The following is a 24,474-nucleotide window of genomic DNA, read 5'->3' as shown; positions in this document are numbered from 1 at the left end:
GGACGGGGACAACGGGAAGAGATCAGGCGCCCTCACAGGCGCCTCTACAAGCGGCTAGCGGCTAGCTCGTTTGATGTAGGTTTCCGGATTCTCGGATTTGCCGTTGCGGATTACTTCAAAATGCACGTGAGGCCCGGTGGAACGGCCTGTACTGCCCATCAGAGCCAGCACCTGCCCCTTCTGGACAACGTCGCCCACTTTGACCTTGATGGTCTTGGCATGGGCGTAGCGGGTTACCAGGCCATCGCCGTGGTCCACCTCAACGAGGTTGCCGTAGCCATAGCGCTCGTCGGCATAAGTGACCACGCCACCCGCCACGGAGATAATGTCGCTACCTTCCTTGCCAGCCAGGTCCACACCGGCGTGCCAGGTACGCTTACCGGTGAACGGATCGGAACGATAGCCGTATTTCGAGGACAGCCAACCCCAGGTAATAGGACGACCCTCCACGAAGAGCTCTTTCTCGAGCTTCTGGCGGGAAGTAACCATATCCAGCATGCGCAATTGTTGCTCCCGATCTTCAATGCGGCGGGCAAGCTGATCAATCATGCTGGTCAGTTCTGGCGCGGTGAAAGAGTCGCCATCAAGACTTTCCTCGGGGCCACCGACGGCAGCTGGCTGATCAAAGTCGAATTCGTCGCTGGCCACCAGGCCCGATTCCAGAAAGCGCTGCCCGAGGGCATCAAGCCTGAGCAGACGCCCCTGCATTTCACCCAGCCGCAGCGTTAAGGCATCAACCTGCTGCTGGACGTTCCGCTCGATCCGTGCAAGCTCTACCTTCTGTTCGCCCAGCCGGGATTGCCACTGAGCGACCAACTCTGATTCTGCAGGCTCCGCCGGTTCAATCTGGCTCACCGCCACCTTATAGCCGGACCAGCCCGCCAGTACCAACAGTGCAGTCACGAATAACACCGCGCCTGCCAGGACAGGGGCGTTTACCGAAACCGTGCGGGATTTCCCATGGCGTTTGCCAACGAGGATAATGTTCATATCGTCTTCTGGTTTCATGTGGACGCAACCTGATCCTGTAGTGTTGCATCCAGAGTGTTCTGACTGGGCCTGCCGGGGCATCCTTTGCCAGATTGCGGATTTCCTATCCGACTACTCAATCCTGGGCAGCATAAATCGCGTCTGAAAACGCACGTGCTATCCATTGCAACGACTACGTTTAATAAAATAGCAGCCGCCCGTGGACATACACACACCAGACAATGTAAAACGAGTGTAATACAGGCTCTGCCTATTAACCGTGCCGAAGTGTAACCAATCGTTACCGTTGTCGTCGAGAATTACTGATTGCCATGAAAAAGAAAACCGACCTCGAATTGACTCCGGACAGCTTCTCCAGGGCTTCAACCCTGCGTGAACTGATGGCAAAAGCCCAGCATCATACTCAGGCGGAACAACTCGTTCTCGCTGCGCTTCCGGAAAGTCTTGCCAAAGGCACACGGTTTGTCAGTTGCCGTGACGGGGAGCTGGTCCTGTCGGCTACGGCAGCCACCACCGCCAGCCAGATTCGTTTCCGCCAGCATGAAATCATGGAAGAACTTCGCAAACAGGAGCTGTTCCGTTTCGTCTGGAAACTCAAGGTCAAGGTCGCTCCGCCGCGATTCAGCGAGCGTCCGAAAGCAAAAATGACACCCCTCAGTAACGAAAATGCCCGGCTCCTCAAAGAGGAAGCCGGGCACACGAAGGACAAACAATTACGCGAGGTTCTCGAAAAACTCGCAAGCCACGTCCGGGATTAAGGCGTCCTGCCTCAGCCCGCCGCCAGCACAGGTTTCATGTAGGAAATCGGGGCAGCGGCCTCGTCGTCGAAGGTCACCACTTCCCACGCATCCTCTTCTGCCCTGAGCTTGCGCAGCAGCTTGTTGTTCAGGTCGTGGCCGGATTTAATACCACGGAACTCGCCAATCAGGCTGTTGCCCAACTGGTAGAGGTCACCGATGGCATCCAGCAGCTTGTGCTTGACGAATTCGTCGTCGTAACGCAGACCGTCTTCGTTGAGGATTTTGTAATCGTCAACGACGATGGCATTGTCAACGCTTCCGCCCAACGCCAGGTTCATCGCACGCAACTTTTCAATATCACGCATGAAACCAAACGTCCGTGCGCGGCTGACTTCCTTCACAAACGACGTGCTGGAAAAGTCAACGGTTGCGGTCTGGGCGCGCCCCTTGAAGACAGGGTGGTCAAAGTCGATACCGAAGCTGACCTTGAAGCCTTCGAAAGGCAGCAGAGTCGCCTTCTTGTCACCTTCTTCAACCGTTACTTCGCGCTTGATGCGGATGAAACGCTTGGCGGCGTCCTGCTCGGCAATACCGGCGGACTGCAGAAGAAACACAAACGGACCGGCAGAGCCGTCCATAATGGGCACTTCCGCGGCGCTGAGCTCGACGAAACAGTTATCAATCCCGAGACCAGCCATGGCTGACAACAAATGCTCCACTGTTGCAACCCGGACACCGTCTTTCAGCAGTGTCGTGGAAAGCATGGTCTCACCAACGTTTTCCGCGCAGGCACGGATTTCAACCACAGGGTCAAGATCGGTACGGCGAAAAACGATCCCCGAGTCCACCGGAGCGGGCTTCAGGGTCAGATACACTTTCTCCCCCGAGTGCAAGCCAACGCCGGTGGCGCGGATGGTGTTCTTAAGTGTCCGTTGTCTGATCATCGGTACATATTTCCGTCACATAAAAGCGATATAGTCTGGGCAAAATTCTGCCCGGAGAATACCAGAAAGTAAGACTGAATACCATTTAACCAATCGTTAACCTTTGATTGGCCTCCCGGCACAAGTCCGGACTGATAGTCAGCACACGTAATTCGGTCGCAAAGGTTCCATTACCGAATACATTTGCAACAGATTATCAGTCAGCCTGACGGCGAAGGAATGCGGGAATATCGAGATAGTCGACTCCCTGCTCCTCGCTGTCCTTGCTCTGATCAATCGCCACATTGCCGTGAGCCACGGCGCGACGACGCAGAACGGCCGGACGGTCAAGCTGGTTGTAATCCGTTGTGCCATCCAGGCTACGGGTGTTGTCCACCACCTTGGTCGGCTTCTCGCGGTCACCGCCCAGGCCGGTCGCAACCACCGTCACCTTGAGTTCGTCAGTCATTTCCGGATCAATCACGGTACCCACGACCACCGTGGCGGAATCCGAAGCGAATTCACGAACAATGTCGCCAACCTCAGAGAATTCTCCCAGGTTGAGATCCATACCTGCGGTGATGTTGACCAGGATACCCTTGGCACCCTGCAGGTTGATGTCTTCCAGAAGCGGGCTTCGAACAGCGGCTTCTGCAGCTTCGCGGGCGCGGTTCTCGCCAGTGGCACGCGCCGTACCCATCATGGCGTTGCCCATCTCCGACATAACGGTTTTTACGTCGGCGAAGTCCACGTTGATCATACCGTTGCGGGTAATCAGGTCAGCAATACCCTGAACCGCCCCCAACAGCACATCGTTTGCTGAACCAAACGCGTCCAGCAGGCTGGTTTTCTTACCCATCACCGCCAACAACTTTTCGTTGGGGATGGTGATCAGCGAGTCAACGGTTTCCTCCAGCTCCTTGAGGCCGGCTTCCGCCACACTCATGCGCTTGCCACCTTCAAACATGAACGGCTTGGTGACAACCGCAACGGTCAGGATACCCATTTCCCGGGCCACTTCAGCCACAACCGGAGCGGCACCGGTTCCGGTTCCGCCGCCCATGCCGGCGGTAATGAACACCATGTCGGCGCCTTTCAGCGACTCGGCGATGCGATCACGGTCTTCCAGAGCGGATTGACGCCCTACTTCCGGGTTGGCACCGGCACCCAGCCCTTTGGTGATATTGCCACCAAGCTGAATAATCTGACGTGCATCCAAGTCCGTCAGGGCCTGAGCGTCGGTGTTGGCGCAAATAAACTCCACGCCTTCGATATCACTGTTGAGCATGTGGCGAACGGCATTGCCGCCACCACCGCCAACGCCTACTACTTTAATGACAGCGTTTTGCTGGACATTATCGACGAGTTCAAACATTTCCCCTACTCCTTCGTGCTGTTTATCAGCCTTTTCCAGACTGATTTTTCGAGATTATGATTTTCGAGATACCTTCGTGTATGTCTTCTCCCGGCTCGCCGTCAGAAGTGACCGGTAAACCAGGCTTTCATGCGCTCAAACAGCGTGGGTGCATCTTCACCCTTAAGCGCCGGCGCCCGCCCCAGATCCATCTGGCGGAAGCCATGGATCAACAACCCAACGCCCGTGGCGTAGATGGGGTTGTTGACTACCTCCGTCATACCGGAGACCGCCTGCGGACAGGCCAGTCTTACCGGCATGTGGAAGATTTCTTCGGCCAGTTCCACCACGCCTTCCATGGTGGAGGAACCGCCGGTAATCACGATGCCGGCCGGGATCAGGTCTTCGAATCCCGAACGGCGAAGTTCAGACTGCACCAGGGTGAACAGCTCTTCGTAGCGCGGCTCCACCACCTCGGCGAGCGCCTGACGGGACAAATCCCGTGGCGCCCGGTCACCCACACTGGGCACCTTGATGGTTTCATCCGCGCCGGCCAGCTGAGTCAAGGCGCAGGCGTATTTGATCTTGATTTCCTCGGCATTCTGCGTGGGTGTCCGCAGGGCCATGGCGATGTCGTTGGTGACCTGATCACCAGCGATAGGAATGACCGCCGTGTGCCGAATGGCACCACCGGTGAACACCGCGATATCGGTGGTACCACCGCCAATATCCACCACGCAGACACCCAGTTCCTTTTCATCCTCGGTGAGGATGGCGTGACTGGAGGCCAACTGCTCCAGGATGATGTCATCCACTTCCAGGCCGCAGCGTTTCACGCATTTTTCGATGTTCTGGGCGGCGTTCACCGCACAGGTGACGAGGTGAACCTTGGCCTCCAGGCGAACGCCGGACATTCCCATGGGCTCCTTGATGCCCTCCTGGCTGTCGATCACAAACTCCTGCGGCAGTATGTGAAGGATCTTCTGGTCCGCCGGAATCGCCACCGCCTGGGCGGCGTCAATCACCCGGTCAATGTCAGCCTGGGTCACCTCCCGGTCACGGATCGCTACAATGCCGTGGGAGTTGAGGCTCTTGATATGGCTGCCGGCAATACCCGCGTAGACCGAGTGAATCCGGCAACCCGCCATCAGTTCGGCTTCTTCCACCGCACGCTGTATCGCCTGGACCGTGGTTTCGATATTGACCACCACGCCACGTTTGAGCCCGCGGGAGGGATGGGAACCGATACCCACCACCTCAATGGTCCCGTCCATTTTGCGCTTGCCGACGATCGCAACCACTTTCGAGGTTCCGATATCGAGGCCGACAATCATGTTTTCCGTTTCAACCGATGACATGTGTTTCACCAAACCGTAGGTCTGAATTTAGCGTTGCTATGATTTTGTCCGCGAGGCCGTTTCTGACGGCTTCCACTGAACCGCCACCCCATTGCTGTAGCGGGCATCCACCCGTCTGACTTCGTCTGAACGCGACGCCAGCCGTTCCTGATAAACCGTGACAAAGCGTTCAAAACGCGCCTCAACCTGATCCCTGCCCAGAACCACTTCGATGCCGTTGGCAAGGGTCAGCGTCCAGGCACCGCGCTGTTCAAGACTCAACCCGGCAAACCCGAGATTATGACCGGTGAGCGTATCCGACATGGTCCTTGCCATATCAATCACTTCCTTCACACGCTCATCCGGGCCAGCCAGCCGAGGCAGTCGCCCGGCCACTTCGGGGTTAGGCGGCGCAAACAGTTCTCCGTTGCGGCTCACCAGCCGGTTGCTGTTCCAGTACGCCAGTGGCTTTTTCTCACGAACGTCGATCTGCAGCCGGTCCGGCCATACGCGCTTGACCGCTGCAGACTCCACCCATGGGCGCTGCTCCAGGCTCTCCTTGATGTCAGAGAGATCGGTGGCAAAGAAACTCCGCCCTATCCACTTGCCCGCACTGCGCTCCAGCGCTGTACGGTTTTCACCCACCAGTTCGCCCTTCACGTCGATGGCCATGACCTGACGATCCATGGCGCTCAGCACCTCGCTGGTTCCCCAGGGAACCAATGCCGCCAGCAGGACAATACCCGCTCCCATGAGCGCCTGCCCCCAGGGCACGGCGGACAATACAGCTCTCAGCAAACCAAACCGGTCCCGCTCAGGCCCAAGAGAGGTAGCTCCCCTGCGCTTCGGTGGGTCGGACGGTACCGCCCGGCTCCGGATCAGCAGCTTTTCAAGCATCGCCTGCCTCCAAGGTGTCCATGAGGATCCTCACCACCAGTTCCTCGAAACTGATACCGGCCGCCCTAGCCGACATGGGCACCAGACTGTGGTCAGTCATTCCAGGGACTGTGTTCACTTCCAGAATCCAGAACTCACCCTGGCGGTCCTGCATTATGTCTACCCGGCCCCAGGTTCGGCAGCCGAGCACCCTGAACGCATCCAATGCCAGATGCTGGAGCTTCAGCTCGCTGTCCGGGTCCAGCCCGCAGGGGATCTGGTAGCGGGTGTCGTCGGCCAGGTACTTGGCGTCGTAGTCATAGAAAACGTGGTCTGTACTCAAGCCAATGGCCGGCAGCGCCTGATCCTGCAGAAGGCTGACGGTAAATTCGGGGCCTTCAATCCATTCTTCGACGAGAACCAGAGGGTCCAGCGCGGCCGCCTGCGTATATGCTTCAACCAGCTCCTGTTCACTGTTCACCTTGCGAATGCCAATGCTGGAGCCTTCCCGCGAGGGTTTTACGCTCAGCGGCAACGACAGCGACTGTACTAGGCTGCCGGCTTCCTCCACGGACCCCATGGCACGGAATTTCGGAGTTGGCAGTCCGCAGCCTTCAAACACGTATTTGCTGCGCAGCTTGTCCATGGCCAGCGCAGAGGCCAGAACGTCACTTCCCGTAAAGGGAATACCAGCCTGGGACAGGATGGCCTGAATCGTGCCGTCTTCCCCGCCGCGCCCGTGCAGGGCAATGAAAACCCGATCAAACTCGGGCTCTTCGACGGTTTTCAGCAAACAACCGCGTACATCCACGGCATAGGCGTCAACTCCGGCGGATACCAGTGCCGACAGTACTGCCTGTCCGCTTTTCAGTGACACTTCACGCTCGGCGGAATCACCGCCCATAAAGACAGCCACCCGTCCCAGTGCCTTCAGCGTCTCCGGATCGGCCTGATAACCTTGTGAATCTACAGTCCTGGCCATCTCACTCATCCGCAATCACTCCTGCAGCTGCCAGTCGCGCAGCCACTCCGCCTATATCACCCGCGCCCTGTGTAATCAGCAGATCGCCGTCCTGTAACGTGTTGGCAAGCAGGGCTTCGATCTCTCCGTTTTCTTCCACAAAAAGCGGCTCCACGCTGCCTCGCTGCCGCAGGCTGCGACACAATGCACGACCATCCGCACCCGGTATCGCCGGCTCACCCGCTGAATACACGTCCATCAGTAACAGCCCGTCCACTTCCGAGAGTACCCTGACGAAATCCTCATAGAGATCCCGGGTACGGGTGTAGCGGTGAGGCTGATAAAGCATGACCAGCCTGCGATCCGGCCAGGCATCACGGGCCGCCCGGATAACGGCCTCCACTTCCGTGGGATGGTGCCCATAGTCATCAATCAAGGTGACAGTGCCTTTGCGGGTGTTGTAATCACCGTAGACCTGGAACCGGCGTCCAACCCCGGCAAAACCTGCAAGGCCCCGACAGATGGCGGCATCATCCACGCCCTCATCAGTGGCCACGGCAATAGCCGCCAGGGCATTCAGTACGTTGTGGCGACCGGGCATTTTCAGTTCAACGTCCAAATCACTACGGCCACCCGGGCGGCGAACGACAAACCGAGTCCGAAGGCCATCGGATTCAATGTTTTCCGCCCGGTAGTCGGCATCCGGATTATCGATGCCATAGGTAATGATGGCGCGGGAAATCCTGGGGATGATTTCCTGCACAAAGCCGTCATCCACACACATCACCGCAACGCCGTAAAACGGCAGGTTGTGGAGGAAATCCACGAATGTCTGTTTCAGGCGCCCAACGTCTCCGCCATAGGTGTCCATATGGTCGGCTTCAATGTTGGTCACCACCGAGATCACCGGCGTCAAGTGAAGGAATGAGGCATCGCTTTCATCGGCCTCAGCCACCAGATAGCGGGAGCCGCCAAGCTGCGCGTTGGTTCCGGCGCTATTGAGCTTGCCACCAATCACAAAGGTGGGATCCAGGCCAGCCTCTCCCAGAACCGATGCAATCAGACTGGTGGTGGTGGTTTTGCCGTGAGTGCCAGCCACGGCAATGCCATGGCGATAGCGCATGATCTCCGCCAGCATTTCTGCACGGGGCACGATCGGCACCCGTCGGCTGCGAGCCGCCGATACTTCCGGGTTATCACCCGTTACCGCAGACGACACCACAACCACGTCTGCACTGGCACTGTTCTCCTCACGATGCCCGATGAACACCTCAACGCCCATGCCGGACAGCCGGTCTGTCACGGCACTCTCACGAATGTCAGAGCCGGACACATCGTAGCCCTGGTTCTTCAGGACCTCGGCAATACCGCTCATGCCAGCACCGCCAATCCCCACAAAATGAATATTGCGGATACGGCGCATCTCGGGCACCTGATAGACCAGCGGGGGATTTGTGGATTCAGCCATTTGCGGCCTCCAAACAGTAATTCACGACTCTCTCCGTTGCATCGGGGCGAGCCAGCGTCTTTGCGGCCTTCGCCATGTCCAGAATCCGGCGGCGGTCCTTGCCGAGATCGGTCAGGGTTTCCGCCAGCAGATCGGCCGACAGCTTTGGCTGCGGGATCAGGATGGCGCCTTTCGCATTAACCATTTGCTGTGCGTTCCGGGTCTGGTGGTCGTCCACGGCATGGGGGAACGGCACCAGCACGGCGCCCACACCGGCAACACACAACTCAGAAACGGTGAGCGCACCAGACCGGCAGAGCACAATGTCGGCCCAGCCGTAGGCCTCTGCCATGTCTTTGATAAACGGCTCCACCGATGCATCCACGCCGTGGTCACGGTAGGCATCACCGGCTTCCTCGATATTTTTCTCGCCACACTGATGGCGCACCGTTGGCCGTTCAGCTTCCGGCAGCTGAGCCAGTGCCTCCGGCAACGTGCGATTGAACACCTGGGCACCAAGGCTGCCGCCCACCACCAGTAACCGCAGCGCACCCGCCCGGCCGGACATCCGCTGATCGGGTTCGGCGAGCTCGGCCAGGTCCTGCCTGACCGGGTTGCCGGTACAGCGGGTTACCACAGTCGTGCCGAAGCTCCCGGGAAAGGCCTCCAACACGGTATGAGCGAAGCGCACCAGAATGCGGTTGGTCATTCCGGCAATGGCATTCTGCTCGTGAATTACCAGCGGCACCCGATTCAGCCAGGCGGAGAGACCGCCAGGACCGGTCACAAAGCCACCCATGCCGATGACGCAATGTGGGCGGATGGTGCGAACGATCGTAAAGGCCTGGCCAAGAGCGCGCATCAGCCGGAACGGCGCCATCAACAAAGCCAGGCGACCCTTGCCCCTCAGCCCAGAGACCTGGATCAGCGACAGTGGTATGTCGGTTTCGCCGATCAGTCGCTCTTCCATACCACCACGAGAACCCAACCAGAAAACCTCATGCCCCTTGTCCTGCAGCTGTCTCGCCGTTGCCAGGGCAGGGAAAACATGGCCACCGGTGCCACCGGCCATCATCAGAAAGCGCCGTTTATCAGTCATAAACCGCACCTCCCCTGGCCGCTGGTTTACGGGTCTTTTCGCTGGCCAGTTTTTCGCGGTCCAGCCTCTCCATCTCCACCCGTGCCAGCACACCAATGCAGACAGCGGTAATCATCAGGCTGGAACCGCCATAGCTCACAAGCGGCAAGGTCAGGCCTTTGGTAGGCAGCAGGCCCGTACTGACCGCCATATTGATACCGGCCTGCAAGCCAATCAGCAAAGTAATGCCATAGGAGAAGCACGCGGCGAATGGCATGCCCGCTTTCTCGGCCCTTCTCGCAATCACAAATCCGGTCACCACCAATACGGTGAACAGGCCCAGGACCATCAGCGACCCCAACAACCCGAATTCTTCCGCAATGATCGCGAAGATAAAGTCGGTGTGGGCCTCCGGCAGATAGAACAGTTTCTGTACCGAATTCCCCAACCCGGTACCCGCCCAGTCGCCACGACCGAACGCAATCAGCGACTGGGTTAGCTGGTAGCCGGTATCAAACTGGTCTTTCCAGGGGTCGAGGTAACTCACAACCCGCTTCAACCGGTAGGGCTGGGTGAATACCAGCACGGAGCCCATCACCACCAACACGCCAATCAGCGGCATAAACCGGCTAAGCCGGACGCCACTCAGGAAAATCATGCCGGCTGATGCAGCAACCAGTACCACCGTGGCACCGAAGTCCGGCTCGATAACCAGCAGCACCGAGGCAATACCCAGCACGCCCAACGGCTTGAGGAACCCAGGCCAGGTGTTTAGCAACTCATCCCGACGACGCACGACGTAGCCGGCCAGATAGGCAATCAGGCAAAGCTTGGCAATTTCCGACACCTGAACATTGAACAGCCCGAACGAGATCCAGCGGGTGGAGCCATTCACCGTACGCCCGAGGGGCGTCAGCACCAGAAGCAGTGACAGCAAACCGACCCCGAGCAACAGCCACCCGCTGCGCTCCCACCAGGAGATCGGCACGTTGACGGCAATCAGCGCAAGTACGCAGCCGATGCCGGCAAAAATGAGCTGACGGATCACATAGTGGTAACTGTTACCCATGGTTTCCGCCGCCATGTCCATGGAGGCGGAAGAAATCATCACAATGCCCATGACCAGCAACGCAGCGGAACTGATGATCAGTAGGGGCAGCGGGCGCAGATCACGGAACAAACCGTGATGACTGGTGAGGGACAGGTCAGCGTGCATCACAGCCCCTCCACCTGTTGACGGAAACGATCGCCACGATCCCCGTAGTCGCGGAACATGTCGAAACTGGCGCAGGCAGGTGACAACAGCACCCGGTCACCCGGTTGGGCCAGCTTTTTTGCCGTATGGACAGCGCCTGCGATGTCAGCGGCGTTGACCGTCTCCACCCGATTACCCAAGGCGGTGGCGATGGTCTCAGCATCAGCGCCGATCAGTACAACCGCGCGACAATGAGTTGCCACGGGTTCAGCGAGCAATGAGAAATCAGCGCCCTTGCCTTCACCACCGGCAATCAGCACGATCTTTCCACCCGCTGGCACCAGGCTTTCAATGGCGGCGGCCGTCGCTCCCACATTGGTGCCCTTGGAGTCATTGATGTAGTCGACATCACTCACCCGCCGAACGAATTCGCACCGATGCGGAAGCCCCTTGAAACGCTTGGCAGTGTCCAGCATCACGTCCATCGGTAATCCGGCAGCTTGTCCAAGTGCCAGTGCCGCCATCACATTGCTGATATTGTGCTGGCCCATCAGGCCCAATTCCTCGGCCAACAGCAGATTGTCAAAGCCGAAGGTAATCCAGGTACCTTCATCGTCATCGCGGGTACTGAACGTATCCGGGTTAACACGGTGAAAACCGAAACACAGGAACCGGAGGTTGTCCCTGGCCATGGGCGTGCTGAGGGCATCGTCCAGATTGACCACGGCGTTCTGGCAGCCGTTGAAAATTCGTTGTTTGGCCTGGAAATAGGCCATCTTGTCAGGGTAGCGATCCATGTGATCATCGCTGACGTTCAGCACCGTGGCCGCCAGGGCATTCAGTTCCCGGGTGGTTTCGAGCTGGAAGCTCGATAACTCCAGGACATAGAGGTCGGCACCGCGACCAAGCAGCTCCAGCGCCGGAGTGCCGATATTGCCGCCGACTTCCACGCGGCGGCCAGCGGCCCTCGCCATCTCTCCGACCAGCGTGGTCACCGTGGTTTTACCATTGGACCCCGTAATGGCGATGATCGGCGCGTCCGCTACTTCCGAGAACAGGTCAATGTCACCGCGAATGACAGCCCCTTTATCGGCTGCCACCCGAATGGCCGGTTCGGCAACACTGATCCCGGGACTGACCACCAGTTCGTTAAAGCCGGCAAACAGGTCGGCATCGAACTCCCCCAGGTACACGGGCAGGTCCGGCCATTCAGCCCTGAGCTCATCCAGGCCGGGCGGCGACAGGCGGCTATCAGCCACGGCAACATCGCGGCCTTTTTCGCACAGATAGCGCACGCAGGAGAGCCCGGTTTTACCGAGCCCCACAACCAGCGTTCGACGATCTGAAACGATGACACCCATGGTGCTTTGCTTCCCTATCTCAGTTTCAGGCTGGCCAGGCCAACCAGTACCAACACGACGGTGACAACCCAGAAGCGCACGATAACGCGCGGCTCCGGCCAGCCCTTCAGTTCAAAATGATGATGCAGCGGCGCCATGCGGAATATCCGCCGGCCGGTAAGCCGGAAGGACGCCACCTGCAGAATCACGGAGACGGTTTCCATAACGAACACGCCGCCCATGATGAACAATACGATTTCCTGCCGTACGATCACGGCCACGACACCCAGCGCCGCGCCAAGCGCCAACGCTCCCACATCCCCCATGAACACCTGGGCCGGATAGGTGTTGAACCACAGAAATCCCAGGCCGGCACCCACGAGCGCGCCACAAAATACAATCAACTCACCGGTGCCCGGCAAATGAGGAATCAGCAAATAATCGGCGAACTGAGCATGGCCAGACACGTATGCGAAGATGCCCAGCGCCGCCGCCACCATCACCGTCGGCATAATGGCCAGCCCGTCCAGGCCATCGGTCAGGTTCACCGCGTTGCTGCTACCCACAATCACGAAATAGCTCAACAGGATGAACAGCACCGGCCCCAGGGTCAGCGATACGTTCTTGAAAAATGGCACGTAGAGCGACGTTTCCTGGGGCAGTGCGGAACTCATGAACAACACGACCGCCGCCGTCGCCCCGATCACTGACTGCCAGAAATATTTCCAGCGAGCAGGCAGTCCTCTCGGATTGCGCTCCACCACTTTGCGGTAGTCGTCCACCCAGCCAATCGCACCGAACAAAAGCGTGACCAGAATCGCCACCCAGACATACCGATTGCTCAGGTCCGCCCACAGCAATGAGCTGACCCCGACGGCTACCAGAATCAGCGCACCACCCATGGTCGGCGTGCCGGCTTTACTCAGATGCGTTTGTGGGCCGTCGTCACGAACCGCCTGCCCGATCTGGTACTGGCTGAGTTTGCGAATCATCACCGGGCCGATCAGCAGGGAAATCAAAAGGGCCGTCAACACCCCAAAGATCCCCCTGACGGTCAGGTACTGGAAAACCGTCAGCGCGGAAAAGTACTGTGAAAGAGCCTCTGTCAGCCAGAGCAGCATGCGTTACCCACCTTTTCTTGTATTCCCTCCACCACGCGATCCATGGCGGAACTGCGAGAACCCTTGACCAGTACCGTCTGTGACTCGGCAGGCCCCTCAAACAGACGACGCACGGCGTCGTCATGGCTCGCACACACCTCAGCGGCGTCTCCGAAACCCTCAACATATCCTTCACAGCCAGGACCCACAGCGATCAGCCTTTCGATGCCCCTCGCCCTGGCGAACTCACCAACCTCCCTGTGCAGAACTAAGCTGTCCTGCCCTAACTCAGCCATCGCCCCCAACACAGCCACACGGCCGGCCGGTCGCGCAGCCAACACATCCAAAGCGGCTTTCATGGAGGCAGGGTTGGCGTTGTAGCTGTCGTCGATGACGGTCAGTTTCGGTGTCAGCGCCATCATTTGCAGGCGCCCCTTTACCGGCTTCAAAGCCGCCAGCCCCGTCTTTATCGCCTCATCGCCTGCACCCAACTCGCGTGCAGCGGCAATCGCCAACAATGCATTGGTGATATTGTGCTCGCCCTGCAGGGAAAGGCGGATGTCACAGGACCAGCCGTCCGGCCCCTGTGCACGAAACTGCCGGACATCGCCATCGCTGCGGATATCTTCGGGGACGTAATCAGCCCCTTCACTTGCCCGGCCACTGACACCTGCGACCCGACGCTGGCCCGCCCGCTGACGCCATAGATCGAAGGCCGGGTCATCATTGTTCAGGACCACAAGACCGGATGCTGGCGCGCCATCAATGATTTCACCCTTTGCGCGCACCACGTTGTCATAACCGCCAAACCCTTCCAGATGCGCCTGCCCGGCGTTGGTGAGGATGACCACCTCCGGCCGAACAATATTGACGGTGTGGGCTATTTCCCCCAGGCCGCTGGCTCCGAGTTCTATCGCGCCCAACTGGTGTTCCGGTGACAACCTGAACAGCGTCAGGGGAACGCCAATGTGGTTATTGAGGTTGCCCTCGGTGGCGAGGGTATTACCCACCTGCGAAAGAATCGCGGCCACCATTTCGCGTACCGTGGTCTTACCACTGCTACCGGTGATCGCCACAAAGCGTGCGGTGCTGGCATTGCGATTGGCCAGGGCCAGTTGTGCCAATGCGTCTACCGTGTCCGAAACCCGGATCTGCGGAAGCCCCAGGCTCGGGTCTGCCTTGTCTACAACAGCAGCCACGGCTCCAGCCTTCTCGGCCACAGCCAGATAATCGTGCCCGTCGAAGTTCTCACCCCGAAGCGCCACGAACACGTCTCCGCTGGCGATTCGACGCGTGTCGGTCGAGACACCGTCAAACTTCAAGCCTTCCAGATTGCCCACTGCCACAGTACCGCCAAGCCAGTTGACGGCATCGGCCAGCGCGAATGACTGCATCATGCGACACCTCCATTCAGCGACAGCGCATGTCGCACCTGCTCAGCGTCGCTGAACGGAAATCTCTGGCCTGCCACTTCCTGCCATGCTTCGTGGCCCTTTCCGGCAATCAGTACAATGTCTCCTGCCACAGCAGAATGAATGGCCTGGCGAATCGCCTCAGCACGATCATGGATAACCGCGACCTGGTCAGGATTCTCAAACCCAGCGACGATGTCGGAAGTAATGGCTTCCGGGTCTTCACTGCGCGGATTGTCGTCCGTCACGATCACGACATCGGCCCCTTTTTCCGCTTCCCGGGCCATCTCTGGCCGCTTACCGGTGTCGCGGTCGCCGCCACAGCCGAATACACAGAAAAGCCGCCCGGCAACATGCGGGCGCAAGGCGGCAAGGGCACTGTTCAGGGCGTCCGGGGTATGGGCGTAATCCACGACAACACGCACATCGTTACCGCCCGCGAAGGGCTCCAGCCGTCCCGGTGGGGGCGACAACCGCTCAACCGCTTGCTGAACCCGCTCTACCGGCACACCCAGGCTGAGCACGGCTGCCATGGCCGCCAGAATATTGCTGACGTTAAAGCTTCCCAGTACCCGGGCGGACACATTAAACCGGCCCCAAAGCCCGTCTACGCTGGCGCTAAAACCGTCAATGGACGGTACGAATTCCGTCAGCCAGAGCTCGGTCTGGGCTTCGTGCAAGCTGTAACGGACACGGTCACATTTGCCATCAAGCTTCTCATAGAGCTGCCTTCCAAACGGATCATCGAAGTTGATGACCGCGAAATGCAGCTCTTCGCGATGAAAAAGACGGGCCTTCGCCGCTCCGTATGCATCCATGGAACCGTGGTAGTCCAGGTGGTCCCGGGTAAGATTGGTAAACACCGCGCCGGTCATGGTCAGGTTGTCGACCCGCCCCTGTTCGAGTGCGTGTGAAGAGACTTCCATCGCCGCCGCGCGTCCACCCTGGGCGATGATTTTCGACAGTACGCGGTTTACCTGCACGACCTCCGGCGTGGTGTGTGTACCTTCCTGCAGCGCACCGGGCATACCATAGCCGAGGGTGCCGATAACGCCGCATGGTGTGCCGGTTTCCTGTAGCAATGTCGCTATGTAATGGCTTACCGACGTTTTGCCATTCGTTCCGGTCACGCCGATCAGGCGCAATCGTTGGGAGGGATGCTCGAAAAATCGATCCGCGAGCTTCCCGAGGTGAGCGCGCAACATCGTCACCGGAACAATAAGAACACCTTCATGCTCGTAGCATTCACCCGGCTGCGCTGACTCCAACAGGATTACGGTGGCACCCGCACCGATCGCCTGTTCGATGTAGTGGTCGGCGGGCGTTCGGGCACCGGCCAGGGCAACGAACGCGTCGCCCGACCTGACGTCACGGCTGTCGGTCTTCAGGCCGTGGATTGTGACATCAAACACCGACGGTACCGGTGCGATTCCCTGCAACAATGTGCTGAGTGATGTAATACACATAACCCTAACCCCGCTCCCCGGATGCCAGACGCGGCGCCTTTGCGTCGCCCAGCTCCAGTTCCGGCTTTACGTTCAGCAGCCGCAATGCATCTCCCATCACCCGGGCGAATACGGGTGCAGCCACTTCGCCACCGTAGTATTCGCCGGACTGGGGTGCATCGACAGCCACGACGGTGACAATCCGCGGATTGTCGATGGGAGCCATACCGGCAAATATCGCCTTGTACTGGCTATCCTCATACCCATTCTTACCCACCAGGTGTACCGTGCCGGTTTTACCACCGGCGGAATAGAATCCCGGTTGAGCGCGCTTTCCGGTACCGTTCTCGACCACCTCTCGCAACATTTCCCTTATCTGGAATGAGACTTCTTCGGAAAGAACTCGTTCCCCAACGGGTTTTTCATCGGCCTTCAACAGACTCAACGGGTAGCGAATTCCGCCATTGGCCAAAACCATGTATGCCTGCGCCAGCTGAAGCGCATTGACGCTCATGCCATACCCATAAGACAGGGTTGCCTCTTCGACGGGGCGCCACTTTGGTGGTGCCGGCAACACGCCAACAGCCTCACCGGGGAACCCAATACCGGTAGGCTGGCCCAGCCCCAGACGGGCATAAAGATCGCGGATAGTGTCACCACCCAACTCGGTGGCGATCTTGCTGATGCCGACGTTGCTGGATTTCGCAATCACGTCAGTCAGGTTGATGACCCCATAGTTCCGGTGATCACGAATCGTGAAACGGCCAAAGCGCCGGTACCCCGGCGCTGTGTCTATGGTGCTGGAAGCCTTGAACTTCCCCGATTCCAGTGCTGCAGCCATGGAAACAGGCTTCATCGTGGACCCCGGCTCAAACAGATCGGTAATGGCCTTGTTGCGTAAACGGTCGGGGCTCAGCTGGCTGCGGTCGTTGGGGTTGTAGGAGCCCTGATTCACCATGGCCAATACCTCGCCGGTGTCCACGTCCAGCATCACCAGAGTGCCTCCCCTGGCGTCGTGCGCGCCGACAACGGCTTTCAGCTCCCGATAAGCCAGATACTGGAGCCGCAAATCAATGCTGAGTTCGAGGTTGCGACCAGGCTTCGCGTCGCGGATCAACGTCAGATCCTTGATCACACGGCCACGGTTGTCCTTGAGAACCCGCTTGCGACCACTTTCACCACTCAGCCACTGGTTGTAGGCCAGCTCGATACCTTCCTGACCGCTTTCATCGATATTCGTAAACCCGACCACATGAGCCGTCACCTCTCCAGCGGGATAGTAACGACGGTACTCCTGGCGGCTGTACACACCCGGAATACCCATTGCCAGCACCTGCCGAGCAATTTCTGGCTGAAGCTTACGGCGCAGGTAAATAAACTCGCGGCCCGAATACTTACGCAGCCGCTCGCGCAGCCTGGCCTCCTGAAGGCCCAACAGGCGCGCGACATTGGTCAGTCGCGGCTCATCCGCGTCGATCTCGGACGGATTCGCCCAGATGGTCTGGACTGGAGTGCTCACCGCCAGTGATTCGCCGTGCCGGTCCGTCACTACACCACGATGGGCATCGATGCTCTCCACCCGAATGGTGCGCACATCGCCCTGCTTACGCAGGAACTCGTTGTCCACTACATGAAGATCCACCAACCGCCAGGCAAGGGCACCGACAACCAACAGAAAAACGCCCAACACGGTGCCGTACCGCCAGGCCCCAAGCCCGGCAGCCAGTCGCTGGCCCCATGTTGCTGTTTTTCCCTGGTCCGACACTGTCTTCACCTTACGGTTTGTTGTTTTCGCTTAACGCGACCCGACGAGCGGCGCCATCAACGGCACCAGAACGATATCCTGTTTGCCTGGCACGACCATTCCGAAACGCTCGGAGGCCAGCTGCTCTACCCGTCCGTGGGCACTCAAAGCACTCTGCTCCAGCAACAACTGACTCCACTCACGCTGGTAGTTGTCACGCTGTTCCTGCAGCTGAGATAAGGAGTTGAACAATTCACGGTTCTCATGGGCACTGACAACAACGCCCAGCGAGGACACGATCAACAGCATCACCAAACCCACGGTGATCAACACGCGCTTCTGCTGAAGTGCGGTAAAGACCTGGTTCGACAACCTGACCGCAGTGGCAACGCCGTCCCTGACACGCTTTCTGTTCAGTCGCGCTGTTTTTGTTGGCTGCTCAATCGCTACCGCGCCCATGATTACGCGCTCCCTAACTTGTGTTGTTCCGGTATCCGTTCAAGTACACGCATAACCGCGCTCCTCGCCCGCACGTTGTCGCTCACTTCTTCTGTATCCGCCTTGTTCGCCTTGCCGATCAACCGAAACGCCGATGCTTCCTGCTCCGCCGTCACCGGCACGCCTTTTGGCAATCTCGGCCCGCGCGCCAAGTCCCGCATAAAGCGTTTGACCAGCCGGTCCTCCAACGAATGGAAGCTGATAACCACCAGCCTTCCACCGGGCATCAGCTTTTCAACAGCGGCATTGAGCCCAAGCTCCAGATCTTCCAGCTCCCGGTTGATAAAGATCCGGATTGCCTGGAACGTCCGGGTGGCCGGATGCTTGTGCTTTTCTTTTTTCGGCACCGCCTCACTGACCAACGACGCCAGTTGACGCGTGGTTTCCAGCGGCGCTTCCTTACGCCGCTCCACAACAAGACGAGCGATACGGCGGGAGAACTTCTCCTCGCCGTATCGCCAGATCACGTTCGCGATGTCTTTTTCGTCCGCCTCGGCCAACCATTGCGCCGCACTTGGCGCCTGCCCGGGGTCCATTCTCATATCCAGTGGCCCATCGCGCATAAAGCTGAACCCCCTGGCGGCATCGTCCAGCTGCGGGGATGAAACACCAAGATCCAGCAAAACACCATTAACCTTCATCCACCCCTGGGCTTCAGCGGCAGCGCCCAGTTCCGCAAACGAGCCGTGAAATGGCTGAAACCGTGCATCGCTCGCTGACAGGTCACGGGCCACCTGAATTGCGTCCGGATCCTTGTCGATACCCAACACCTTTCCGCCCTGCCCGAGCCGCCCCAGAATCAGCCGGCTGTGACCTCCGCGACCAAAGGTGCCATCGATATAAACGCCATCCGGATCGCTGACCAGCAAGTCCACCGCCGAGTCCAGGAGCACGGAACGGTGCCGGTACTGACCGGCAGGCTCCTGCCCGCGGCCGGCTGTCATAGCGACAACGCCTCCATTTCCGGCGGCATCTCGTCTTCATCCGATGACTCGTCAAGCCAAGCGAACCAACGCTCTTCGCTCCAAAGTTCCAACTTCTTGCCCTGACCAATCAGCATCAATTTCTTCTCCAGGCGCGCATAACTGCGCAACGTGGGTGGCACCAGAATGCGCCCCGCCGAGTCCAGCTCCAAAGGCGTGGCATGGCCCAGCAGCAGTCGCTGCAGCCTGCGGGCAGCTTTATTCATATTGGGAAGCGCTTCAATTTGTGGCCTTAATGCCTCCCACTGCGGTTCCGGATACATCAGCAAACAGCGCTCTTCATCGGCATTGGCCGTCAATACAATGCGACCACTGCAGGCATGCGCAAGCTCTTCGCGCACCCTGGCGGGGATCGCCAAGCGACCCTTCGCATCCATATTGATGGCATGACTGCCAAGAAAATTGCTCATTAGCACCAATTCCGGGGTTCAGAAACCACAAATAACCACTAGAAACCACTTTTTCCCACTTGTGCACACTATAGAAACACGCAATACACAATGCAAGCGCCGCGAACAGCGCCACACCAGGAAAAGTTCCTTTCACGACAAGAGGTTACAGAACAAGATTGGTCAAAAGCTGGAGATTACGGAAAAGAAAAACCTAAAAATCAATCACCTGCAGTCAGTTCTGAAGATGGCAAGTGAACTCTAAGATTTTTTGGCTATAAAAGCTTGCTGGTGAGAATGACAAATGTCACATCAAGCGGAGAAATAAAAATGAGCTCGCCGGTAAGCCGGGTTCTGTCTGGGACAGTCATTCATCTAGGGCCTGCGTCACCGCAGGCCTCAAGCGACCTACCCGAATCCAGCGCGGGCCGCGCCATAGGATTCCTATTTGGTCTTGCTCCAGGTGGGGTTTACCATCGCCGTGAACTGTTGCCAGTCACGCGGTGCGCTCTTACCGCACCGTTTCACCCTTACCGGTGCCCGCGAACATGTCACGGCCACTTAGGCGGTATACTTTCTGTTGCACTTTCCGTCGGCTCACGCCGCCCAGGCGTTACCTGGCACCTTGCCCTGTGGAGCCCGGACTTTCCTCCCCCGGTAAAACCGGCGGCGACTGTCTGGCGAGCTCGGGCGAGACCATACTCCAGCCTGCAGCGGCAGGCAAGAAAAACCGCGAACCAGTGACTTCCTGAGATCAGGCCTTCAGAGACAACGCTCGCTGATACAGCTCGTTCTTGGAGATTCCGGTTAACTCCGATGCCAGCTTCGCCGCCTTTTTCACCGGCAGCTCTGTCAGCAGCAACGCCAACACCCGGTCCGCCTCTGCCGCCCCCACCGACAACTCCTCTGCGCTAGCGCCACGCACCATCACCACGAATTCGCCACGACTGCCATGGGGGTCCGCCTCCAGAGTTTGCCTGACATGGGCCGCCGCCCCTGCATAGAAAGTCTCGAACGTTTTGGTCAGCTCCCGGGCCAGCACGAGCTCTCGCTCTGCTCCCATCACCTCCGCAATATCCCCCACCGTATCGACAATACGGTGGGGCGACTCGTAGAACACCAATGTGGCGGATTCCCTCGCCAGGCGGTCCAGGGCAGCCCTGCGCGCTCCGGACTTGGAGGGCAGAAAACCCTCGAACAAAAACCGATCCGTCGGCAGCCCTGCCGCGCTCAACGCCGAAATGAGCGCACAGGCACCAGGCACCGGAGTAACCCGATAACCCCGAGCCCGAGCCTCCCTTACCAGCACAAAGCCCGGATCAGAGATCAACGGCGTCCCCGCATCGGAAATCAGAGCCACATCCTGGCAGGCCGCAAGCTTGTCCAGAACCTGGCCAGCCCTGTCCCGCTCATTGTGTTCGTGCAAGGCCATCATTGGCTTGCTGATACCCAGGTGCTGCAATAGCCGGCCACTGTGCCGTGTATCCTCGGCGGCAATCACGTCCACCCGCGACAAAACTGCCGCGGCCCTGGGAGACAGATCGTCCAGGTTGCCAATTGGTGTGGCAACGATATACAGGGTGCCAGCCTGTTCCGGCGGCTCGCTTTCTGAGTTCACACATCCCTCTCTTTGCCCCCTGCGCATGACACCAACGTCATGTGAATTCACGCGGGAGCTGTTAAACTTGCGGCCTGATAAATCAAACCATTAATGGGAAGCCCGGCGGGCACCAGGGCTCCCGGCATGATGCCGCCGATTACCCGGCGCCACAAGCGTAATAACCCGGAGTATTGTGAGCCAGCCATGACCAAATACCGCCAGAACCTGAAAACCATCACCATTCTCCTGGCCACGACGGTGCTGTTTGCGGGTTGCGCAAGCGTGAACCTGGAATCGTACATTGCCAAAACCGCCGGAGAAGCTCTTGAAGTCGCTGCCAGCGAAACCAACCGACAAAGCGCACAGGCTTACCTGTTGAGAGCAGCGGACAGGTTCCAGGGTCAAAACGAACACCGGGCCGCCAGGAAGCTGCTTCAAAGCAAGCAATTCTCGCCGACCACTGAGGCCACAGAAAACCAACGGCTTCTGCTAGCCATGGCCAGCGCCACTGCGCTTGAGGATGGCGATTGGGCGAAGAGCATTGTATCTGGCATAGAGCCAGATCATTTCCTTAATTATGAAAGAAACCTGATTAACCGCGCCGCAAGACTGCAAGAGCAAACCTATCGGCTTGCCGGAGACAACCTTGCGGCGGCCATTACCCTGATCTTGCTGTCCGGAGCGGACACAGACGCCAATACGCAATCTATCCATGACGATATCTGGAAGAACCTGAAACAGACCTCAGACACCCAGCTCGCCGACAGAAAAGGCCGAGCGATTGGCTATGAAGCCCAGGGCTGGCTTGAACTGGCAGGCATTCTCCGGCAGCCGGGCATCAATCTGGACGAACAGGGAAGAATGATCCGCAACTGGCAGAACAACTGGCCCGACCACCCCGCCGCCGGGGCCTTACCGGCTGAACTGCAACTGATTGCAAGCCTTGCAGAGAGCCAGCCCGAAAGAATCACCCTGGCATTGCCGCTCAGCGGCCCACTGTCGAGTGCGGGCGCTGCCATCCGCGATGGTTTTTTCGCCGCCTACTACGAGGACGACTCAGCGGAGCGCGGAAAAATCAGCATTCGAGTCGTCGACACCTCGGATCAGAACTTTCGTTCGCTTTATGACGAACTGACCAAAGAGGAACAGGACCTGATTGTCGGCCCCCTGGAAAAAGAGTCCCTGGCAGCACTCGGCGACATGTCGACTCTGCCCGTGCCGGTTCTTGGCCTGAACTATCTGCCACGGGAGGTTACAGCTCCTGACGGACTCTACCAGTTCGGGCTGTCAGCAGAAGACGAAGCCAGACAAATTGCCAACCGTCTTGATGCAGAGGGTATCGATCAGATTCTTGTGCTGATCCCAACGGGGAATTGGGGGGACCGACTGGAAACTGCCCTGCTGGACCAGCTGGCAGAGAATGGAGGCATCGCCCTGGATATTGAGCGCTATTTCCGCGAGGACAATCTCCGTGCCGTCACTGCCGACCTGCTTGGCATCACAGTATCCCGCGATCGGGCCATAGACGTTGAACGCACTGCCGGCATTGACGTTGAATTCGAGCCCCGGCGGCGCCAGGATGCCGACGGCATCGTTATGGTGGCGGAGCCAACCGTCGCACGGCAGTTCAAACCATTATTCGCCTTCTATTTTGGCGGCGATCTGCCCGTTTACTCACCCTCCATGGTCTACGAAGGTAATCCGGACCCATCGAGGGACCGGGACCTGAACGGCGTCACCTTTACCGACACGCCTTGGGTTCTTGAAAAGAAAAACCGCTTTCGCGACATCGTCAAGGAAGCCATGCCTGATGTCCGGGGTCAGCTTGGCCGCCTGTTCGCCATGGGGGCCGATGCCTGGAATCTGAGCAAACGACTGCCATTACTGAGGCAGGTCGATGGCGCCACGATAGACGGCCAGACCGGGGTATTGACCATGACGCCGCAAGGCAGCATTCACCGGGAACAGCTCTGGGCCCGATTCAGCGAAGGAACTCCAGAACAATTGCCATCACTGGAACCTGAAGAAACAGAATCGGACGCCCCCGCTATGGAAGGCGCCTCCAATCCAAATTAACAACCAGGACACCTTATGCCATGGATGGCAGCACAAGAACTCGAAAAGCCACCGGGGACCATGCCGAGGGCGTTGCCGCGCGCTACCTTCAGACGCGAGGCGTCACTATTCTGGCACGCAATGTGTTCAGTCGCGGGGGCGAAATTGACCTCATCGGCCGGGACAGTGATGCGCTGGTTTTCTTCGAGGTGCGATACCGCGGAAGCGGTAGCCTGACCGGCGCAGCCGAATCCATCACTCCCACGAAGCAAAAGCGCCTTATCCGCGCCGCTTCGTTTTACCTCCACAGGCATGGGCTGTGGAATGCGAACGCAAGAATTGACGTAATCGCAATCGCACCGGGCGATCGCAAAAAATACCGGATACAATGGATAAAAAACGCCATTCAGGTCTGACTATGACGGATACCGAACAACAGATAAACCAGTGGTTTGCCAACCACATGGAACACACGGCCCACGCCGCCAGCCTGACGGCACCGGCCATTGAGAGCGCCGCAGACGCACTGGTTAACACGCTACTGAATGATGGCAAGATCATTACCTGCGCCAACGGCAATGCCAACGTACTCACACAGTACTTCTGCACTGCGCTGCTCAACCGCTTTGAGCACGACCGACCGGCACTGCCCGCCATCAATCTGGGAGCGGATGCGACAACCTATTCCGCGATCTGTCGCGACAATCGCTTCAATGACACCTTCTCAAGACAGGTTCGCGCTATTGGCAAAGCCAACGATCTGCTCCTGGTTATTGTGGACGACGGCCACAAGGCCAACCTGATCCAGGCCATACAGGCCGCGCACGACAGAGAAATGAATGTGGTAGTACTGAGCGCCAAGGAGAAAACCGACATCACCTCCCTGCTTCACCCGGAGGACCACGAAATCGCCCTGGATAACCTTTCCCCGACGGCTGCAACGCCTATCCTGCTAGTGATTATCAACGCCTTGTGCGGACTGATCGACGAAAAACTGTTCGGCGGAT

General features: G+C 58.5%; 22 protein-coding genes and 1 other RNA gene. 4 read left to right on the top strand and 19 right to left on the bottom strand.

Annotated elements, in window-relative coordinates:
• Positions 1-54: 54 nt before the first annotated feature.
• Positions 55-1,008 carry a M23 family metallopeptidase gene (locus ACTRWH_RS14620; protein ID WP_075194901.1) on the bottom strand — a complete coding sequence of 318 codons (954 nt, stop codon included), beginning with the start codon at positions 1,006-1,008 and terminating at the stop codon, positions 55-57.
• Between the two features lie 293 nt (positions 1,009-1,301).
• Between ACTRWH_RS14620 and ACTRWH_RS14615 the strand changes: the two genes are divergently transcribed.
• Positions 1,302-1,748: a DUF721 domain-containing protein gene (locus tag ACTRWH_RS14615; RefSeq protein WP_036203758.1), complete on the top strand. Its 447-nt coding sequence runs from the start codon at positions 1,302-1,304 to the stop codon at positions 1,746-1,748.
• Positions 1,749-1,759: 11 nt separating this feature from the next.
• Here the strand turns inward: ACTRWH_RS14615 and lpxC are convergent, their stop codons facing one another.
• From lpxC to rsmI, 18 genes are all read right to left on the bottom strand, one after another.
• The gene (lpxC, locus tag ACTRWH_RS14610) at positions 1,760-2,674 is read right to left on the bottom strand and encodes a UDP-3-O-acyl-N-acetylglucosamine deacetylase (RefSeq protein ID WP_007154571.1); all 915 of its coding nucleotides are present in this window, start codon (positions 2,672-2,674) and stop codon (positions 1,760-1,762) included.
• A gap of 196 nt (positions 2,675-2,870) precedes the next feature.
• Complete coding sequence (gene ftsZ / locus ACTRWH_RS14605) at positions 2,871-4,028, bottom strand: cell division protein FtsZ (protein ID WP_007154572.1); 1,158 nt, start codon at positions 4,026-4,028, stop codon at positions 2,871-2,873.
• 101 nt (positions 4,029-4,129) lie between these two features.
• The gene (gene ftsA / locus ACTRWH_RS14600) at positions 4,130-5,365 is read right to left on the bottom strand and encodes a cell division protein FtsA (RefSeq protein ID WP_007154574.1); all 1,236 of its coding nucleotides are present in this window, start codon (positions 5,363-5,365) and stop codon (positions 4,130-4,132) included.
• Between the two features lie 36 nt (positions 5,366-5,401).
• Complete coding sequence (locus ACTRWH_RS14595) at positions 5,402-6,241, bottom strand: cell division protein FtsQ/DivIB (protein ID WP_036203755.1); 840 nt, start codon at positions 6,239-6,241, stop codon at positions 5,402-5,404.
• Entirely contained in the window at positions 6,234-7,211 is a 978-nt protein-coding gene (locus ACTRWH_RS14590) for a D-alanine--D-alanine ligase (RefSeq protein ID WP_075194899.1), read from the bottom strand. The genes ACTRWH_RS14595 and ACTRWH_RS14590 overlap by 8 nt, the downstream gene beginning before the upstream one ends.
• The gene (gene murC, locus ACTRWH_RS14585; protein WP_075194898.1) at positions 7,204-8,649 is read right to left on the bottom strand and encodes a UDP-N-acetylmuramate--L-alanine ligase; all 1,446 of its coding nucleotides are present in this window, start codon (positions 8,647-8,649) and stop codon (positions 7,204-7,206) included. The genes ACTRWH_RS14590 and murC overlap by 8 nt, the downstream gene beginning before the upstream one ends.
• Entirely contained in the window at positions 8,642-9,727 is a 1,086-nt protein-coding gene (gene murG, locus ACTRWH_RS14580; RefSeq protein WP_075194897.1) for an undecaprenyldiphospho-muramoylpentapeptide beta-N-acetylglucosaminyltransferase, read from the bottom strand. Before murG ends, murC begins: the two co-directional genes overlap by 8 nt.
• Positions 9,720-10,922, bottom strand: coding sequence for a putative lipid II flippase FtsW (gene ftsW / locus ACTRWH_RS14575; protein ID WP_036203744.1), 1,203 nt, complete (start codon positions 10,920-10,922; stop codon positions 9,720-9,722). Before ftsW ends, murG begins: the two co-directional genes overlap by 8 nt.
• Entirely contained in the window at positions 10,922-12,262 is a 1,341-nt protein-coding gene (gene murD, locus ACTRWH_RS14570; protein ID WP_075194896.1) for a UDP-N-acetylmuramoyl-L-alanine--D-glutamate ligase, read from the bottom strand. The genes ftsW and murD overlap by 1 nt, the downstream gene beginning before the upstream one ends.
• A gap of 14 nt (positions 12,263-12,276) precedes the next feature.
• Positions 12,277-13,362, bottom strand: coding sequence for a phospho-N-acetylmuramoyl-pentapeptide-transferase (mraY, locus tag ACTRWH_RS14565; RefSeq protein WP_007154581.1), 1,086 nt, complete (start codon positions 13,360-13,362; stop codon positions 12,277-12,279).
• A complete protein-coding gene (locus ACTRWH_RS14560; RefSeq protein WP_075194895.1) occupies positions 13,347-14,738 on the bottom strand; it encodes a UDP-N-acetylmuramoyl-tripeptide--D-alanyl-D-alanine ligase in 1,392 nt (463 codons plus the stop codon). The genes mraY and ACTRWH_RS14560 overlap by 16 nt, the downstream gene beginning before the upstream one ends.
• A complete protein-coding gene (locus ACTRWH_RS14555; RefSeq protein ID WP_075194894.1) occupies positions 14,735-16,219 on the bottom strand; it encodes a UDP-N-acetylmuramoyl-L-alanyl-D-glutamate--2,6-diaminopimelate ligase in 1,485 nt (494 codons plus the stop codon). Before ACTRWH_RS14555 ends, ACTRWH_RS14560 begins: the two co-directional genes overlap by 4 nt.
• Before the next feature lie 4 nt (positions 16,220-16,223).
• Positions 16,224-17,963: a peptidoglycan D,D-transpeptidase FtsI family protein gene (locus ACTRWH_RS14550; RefSeq protein WP_075194893.1), complete on the bottom strand. Its 1,740-nt coding sequence runs from the start codon at positions 17,961-17,963 to the stop codon at positions 16,224-16,226.
• Positions 17,964-17,993: 30 nt separating this feature from the next.
• Complete coding sequence (ftsL, locus tag ACTRWH_RS14545) at positions 17,994-18,401, bottom strand: cell division protein FtsL (protein WP_007154585.1); 408 nt, start codon at positions 18,399-18,401, stop codon at positions 17,994-17,996.
• A gap of 2 nt (positions 18,402-18,403) precedes the next feature.
• On the bottom strand, positions 18,404-19,384 hold the full coding sequence (gene rsmH / locus ACTRWH_RS14540; RefSeq protein WP_462826532.1) for a 16S rRNA (cytosine(1402)-N(4))-methyltransferase RsmH: 981 nt from the start codon (positions 19,382-19,384) through the stop codon (positions 18,404-18,406).
• Positions 19,381-19,833 carry a division/cell wall cluster transcriptional repressor MraZ gene (gene mraZ / locus ACTRWH_RS14535; protein WP_007154587.1) on the bottom strand — a complete coding sequence of 151 codons (453 nt, stop codon included), beginning with the start codon at positions 19,831-19,833 and terminating at the stop codon, positions 19,381-19,383. Before mraZ ends, rsmH begins: the two co-directional genes overlap by 4 nt.
• Before the next feature lie 306 nt (positions 19,834-20,139).
• Positions 20,140-20,501: RNase P RNA component class A (gene rnpB / locus ACTRWH_RS14530), an RNA gene on the bottom strand.
• Between the two features lie 65 nt (positions 20,502-20,566).
• Entirely contained in the window at positions 20,567-21,457 is an 891-nt protein-coding gene (gene rsmI, locus ACTRWH_RS14525) for a 16S rRNA (cytidine(1402)-2'-O)-methyltransferase (protein WP_462826554.1), read from the bottom strand.
• Between the two features lie 99 nt (positions 21,458-21,556).
• On the opposite strand from rsmI, the gene ACTRWH_RS14520 reads away from it, so the two are divergent.
• The 3 genes from ACTRWH_RS14520 to ACTRWH_RS14510 form a co-directional block, all read left to right on the top strand.
• On the top strand, positions 21,557-23,488 hold the full coding sequence (locus ACTRWH_RS14520; RefSeq protein WP_286810545.1) for a penicillin-binding protein activator: 1,932 nt from the start codon (positions 21,557-21,559) through the stop codon (positions 23,486-23,488).
• 20 nt (positions 23,489-23,508) lie between these two features.
• Positions 23,509-23,883 carry a YraN family protein gene (locus ACTRWH_RS14515; RefSeq protein WP_273623195.1) on the top strand — a complete coding sequence of 125 codons (375 nt, stop codon included), beginning with the start codon at positions 23,509-23,511 and terminating at the stop codon, positions 23,881-23,883.
• 2 nt (positions 23,884-23,885) lie between these two features.
• Positions 23,886-24,474 (top strand): SIS domain-containing protein (locus ACTRWH_RS14510; RefSeq protein ID WP_036203719.1); only part of this gene is annotated, 589 nt, incomplete at its 3' end.

Source organism: Marinobacter sp. G5_S1_61_S3, assembly GCF_054968585.1.
Note: the sequence above shows the minus strand (reverse complement) of the source record. Positions and strands in the feature narration are given on the sequence as shown.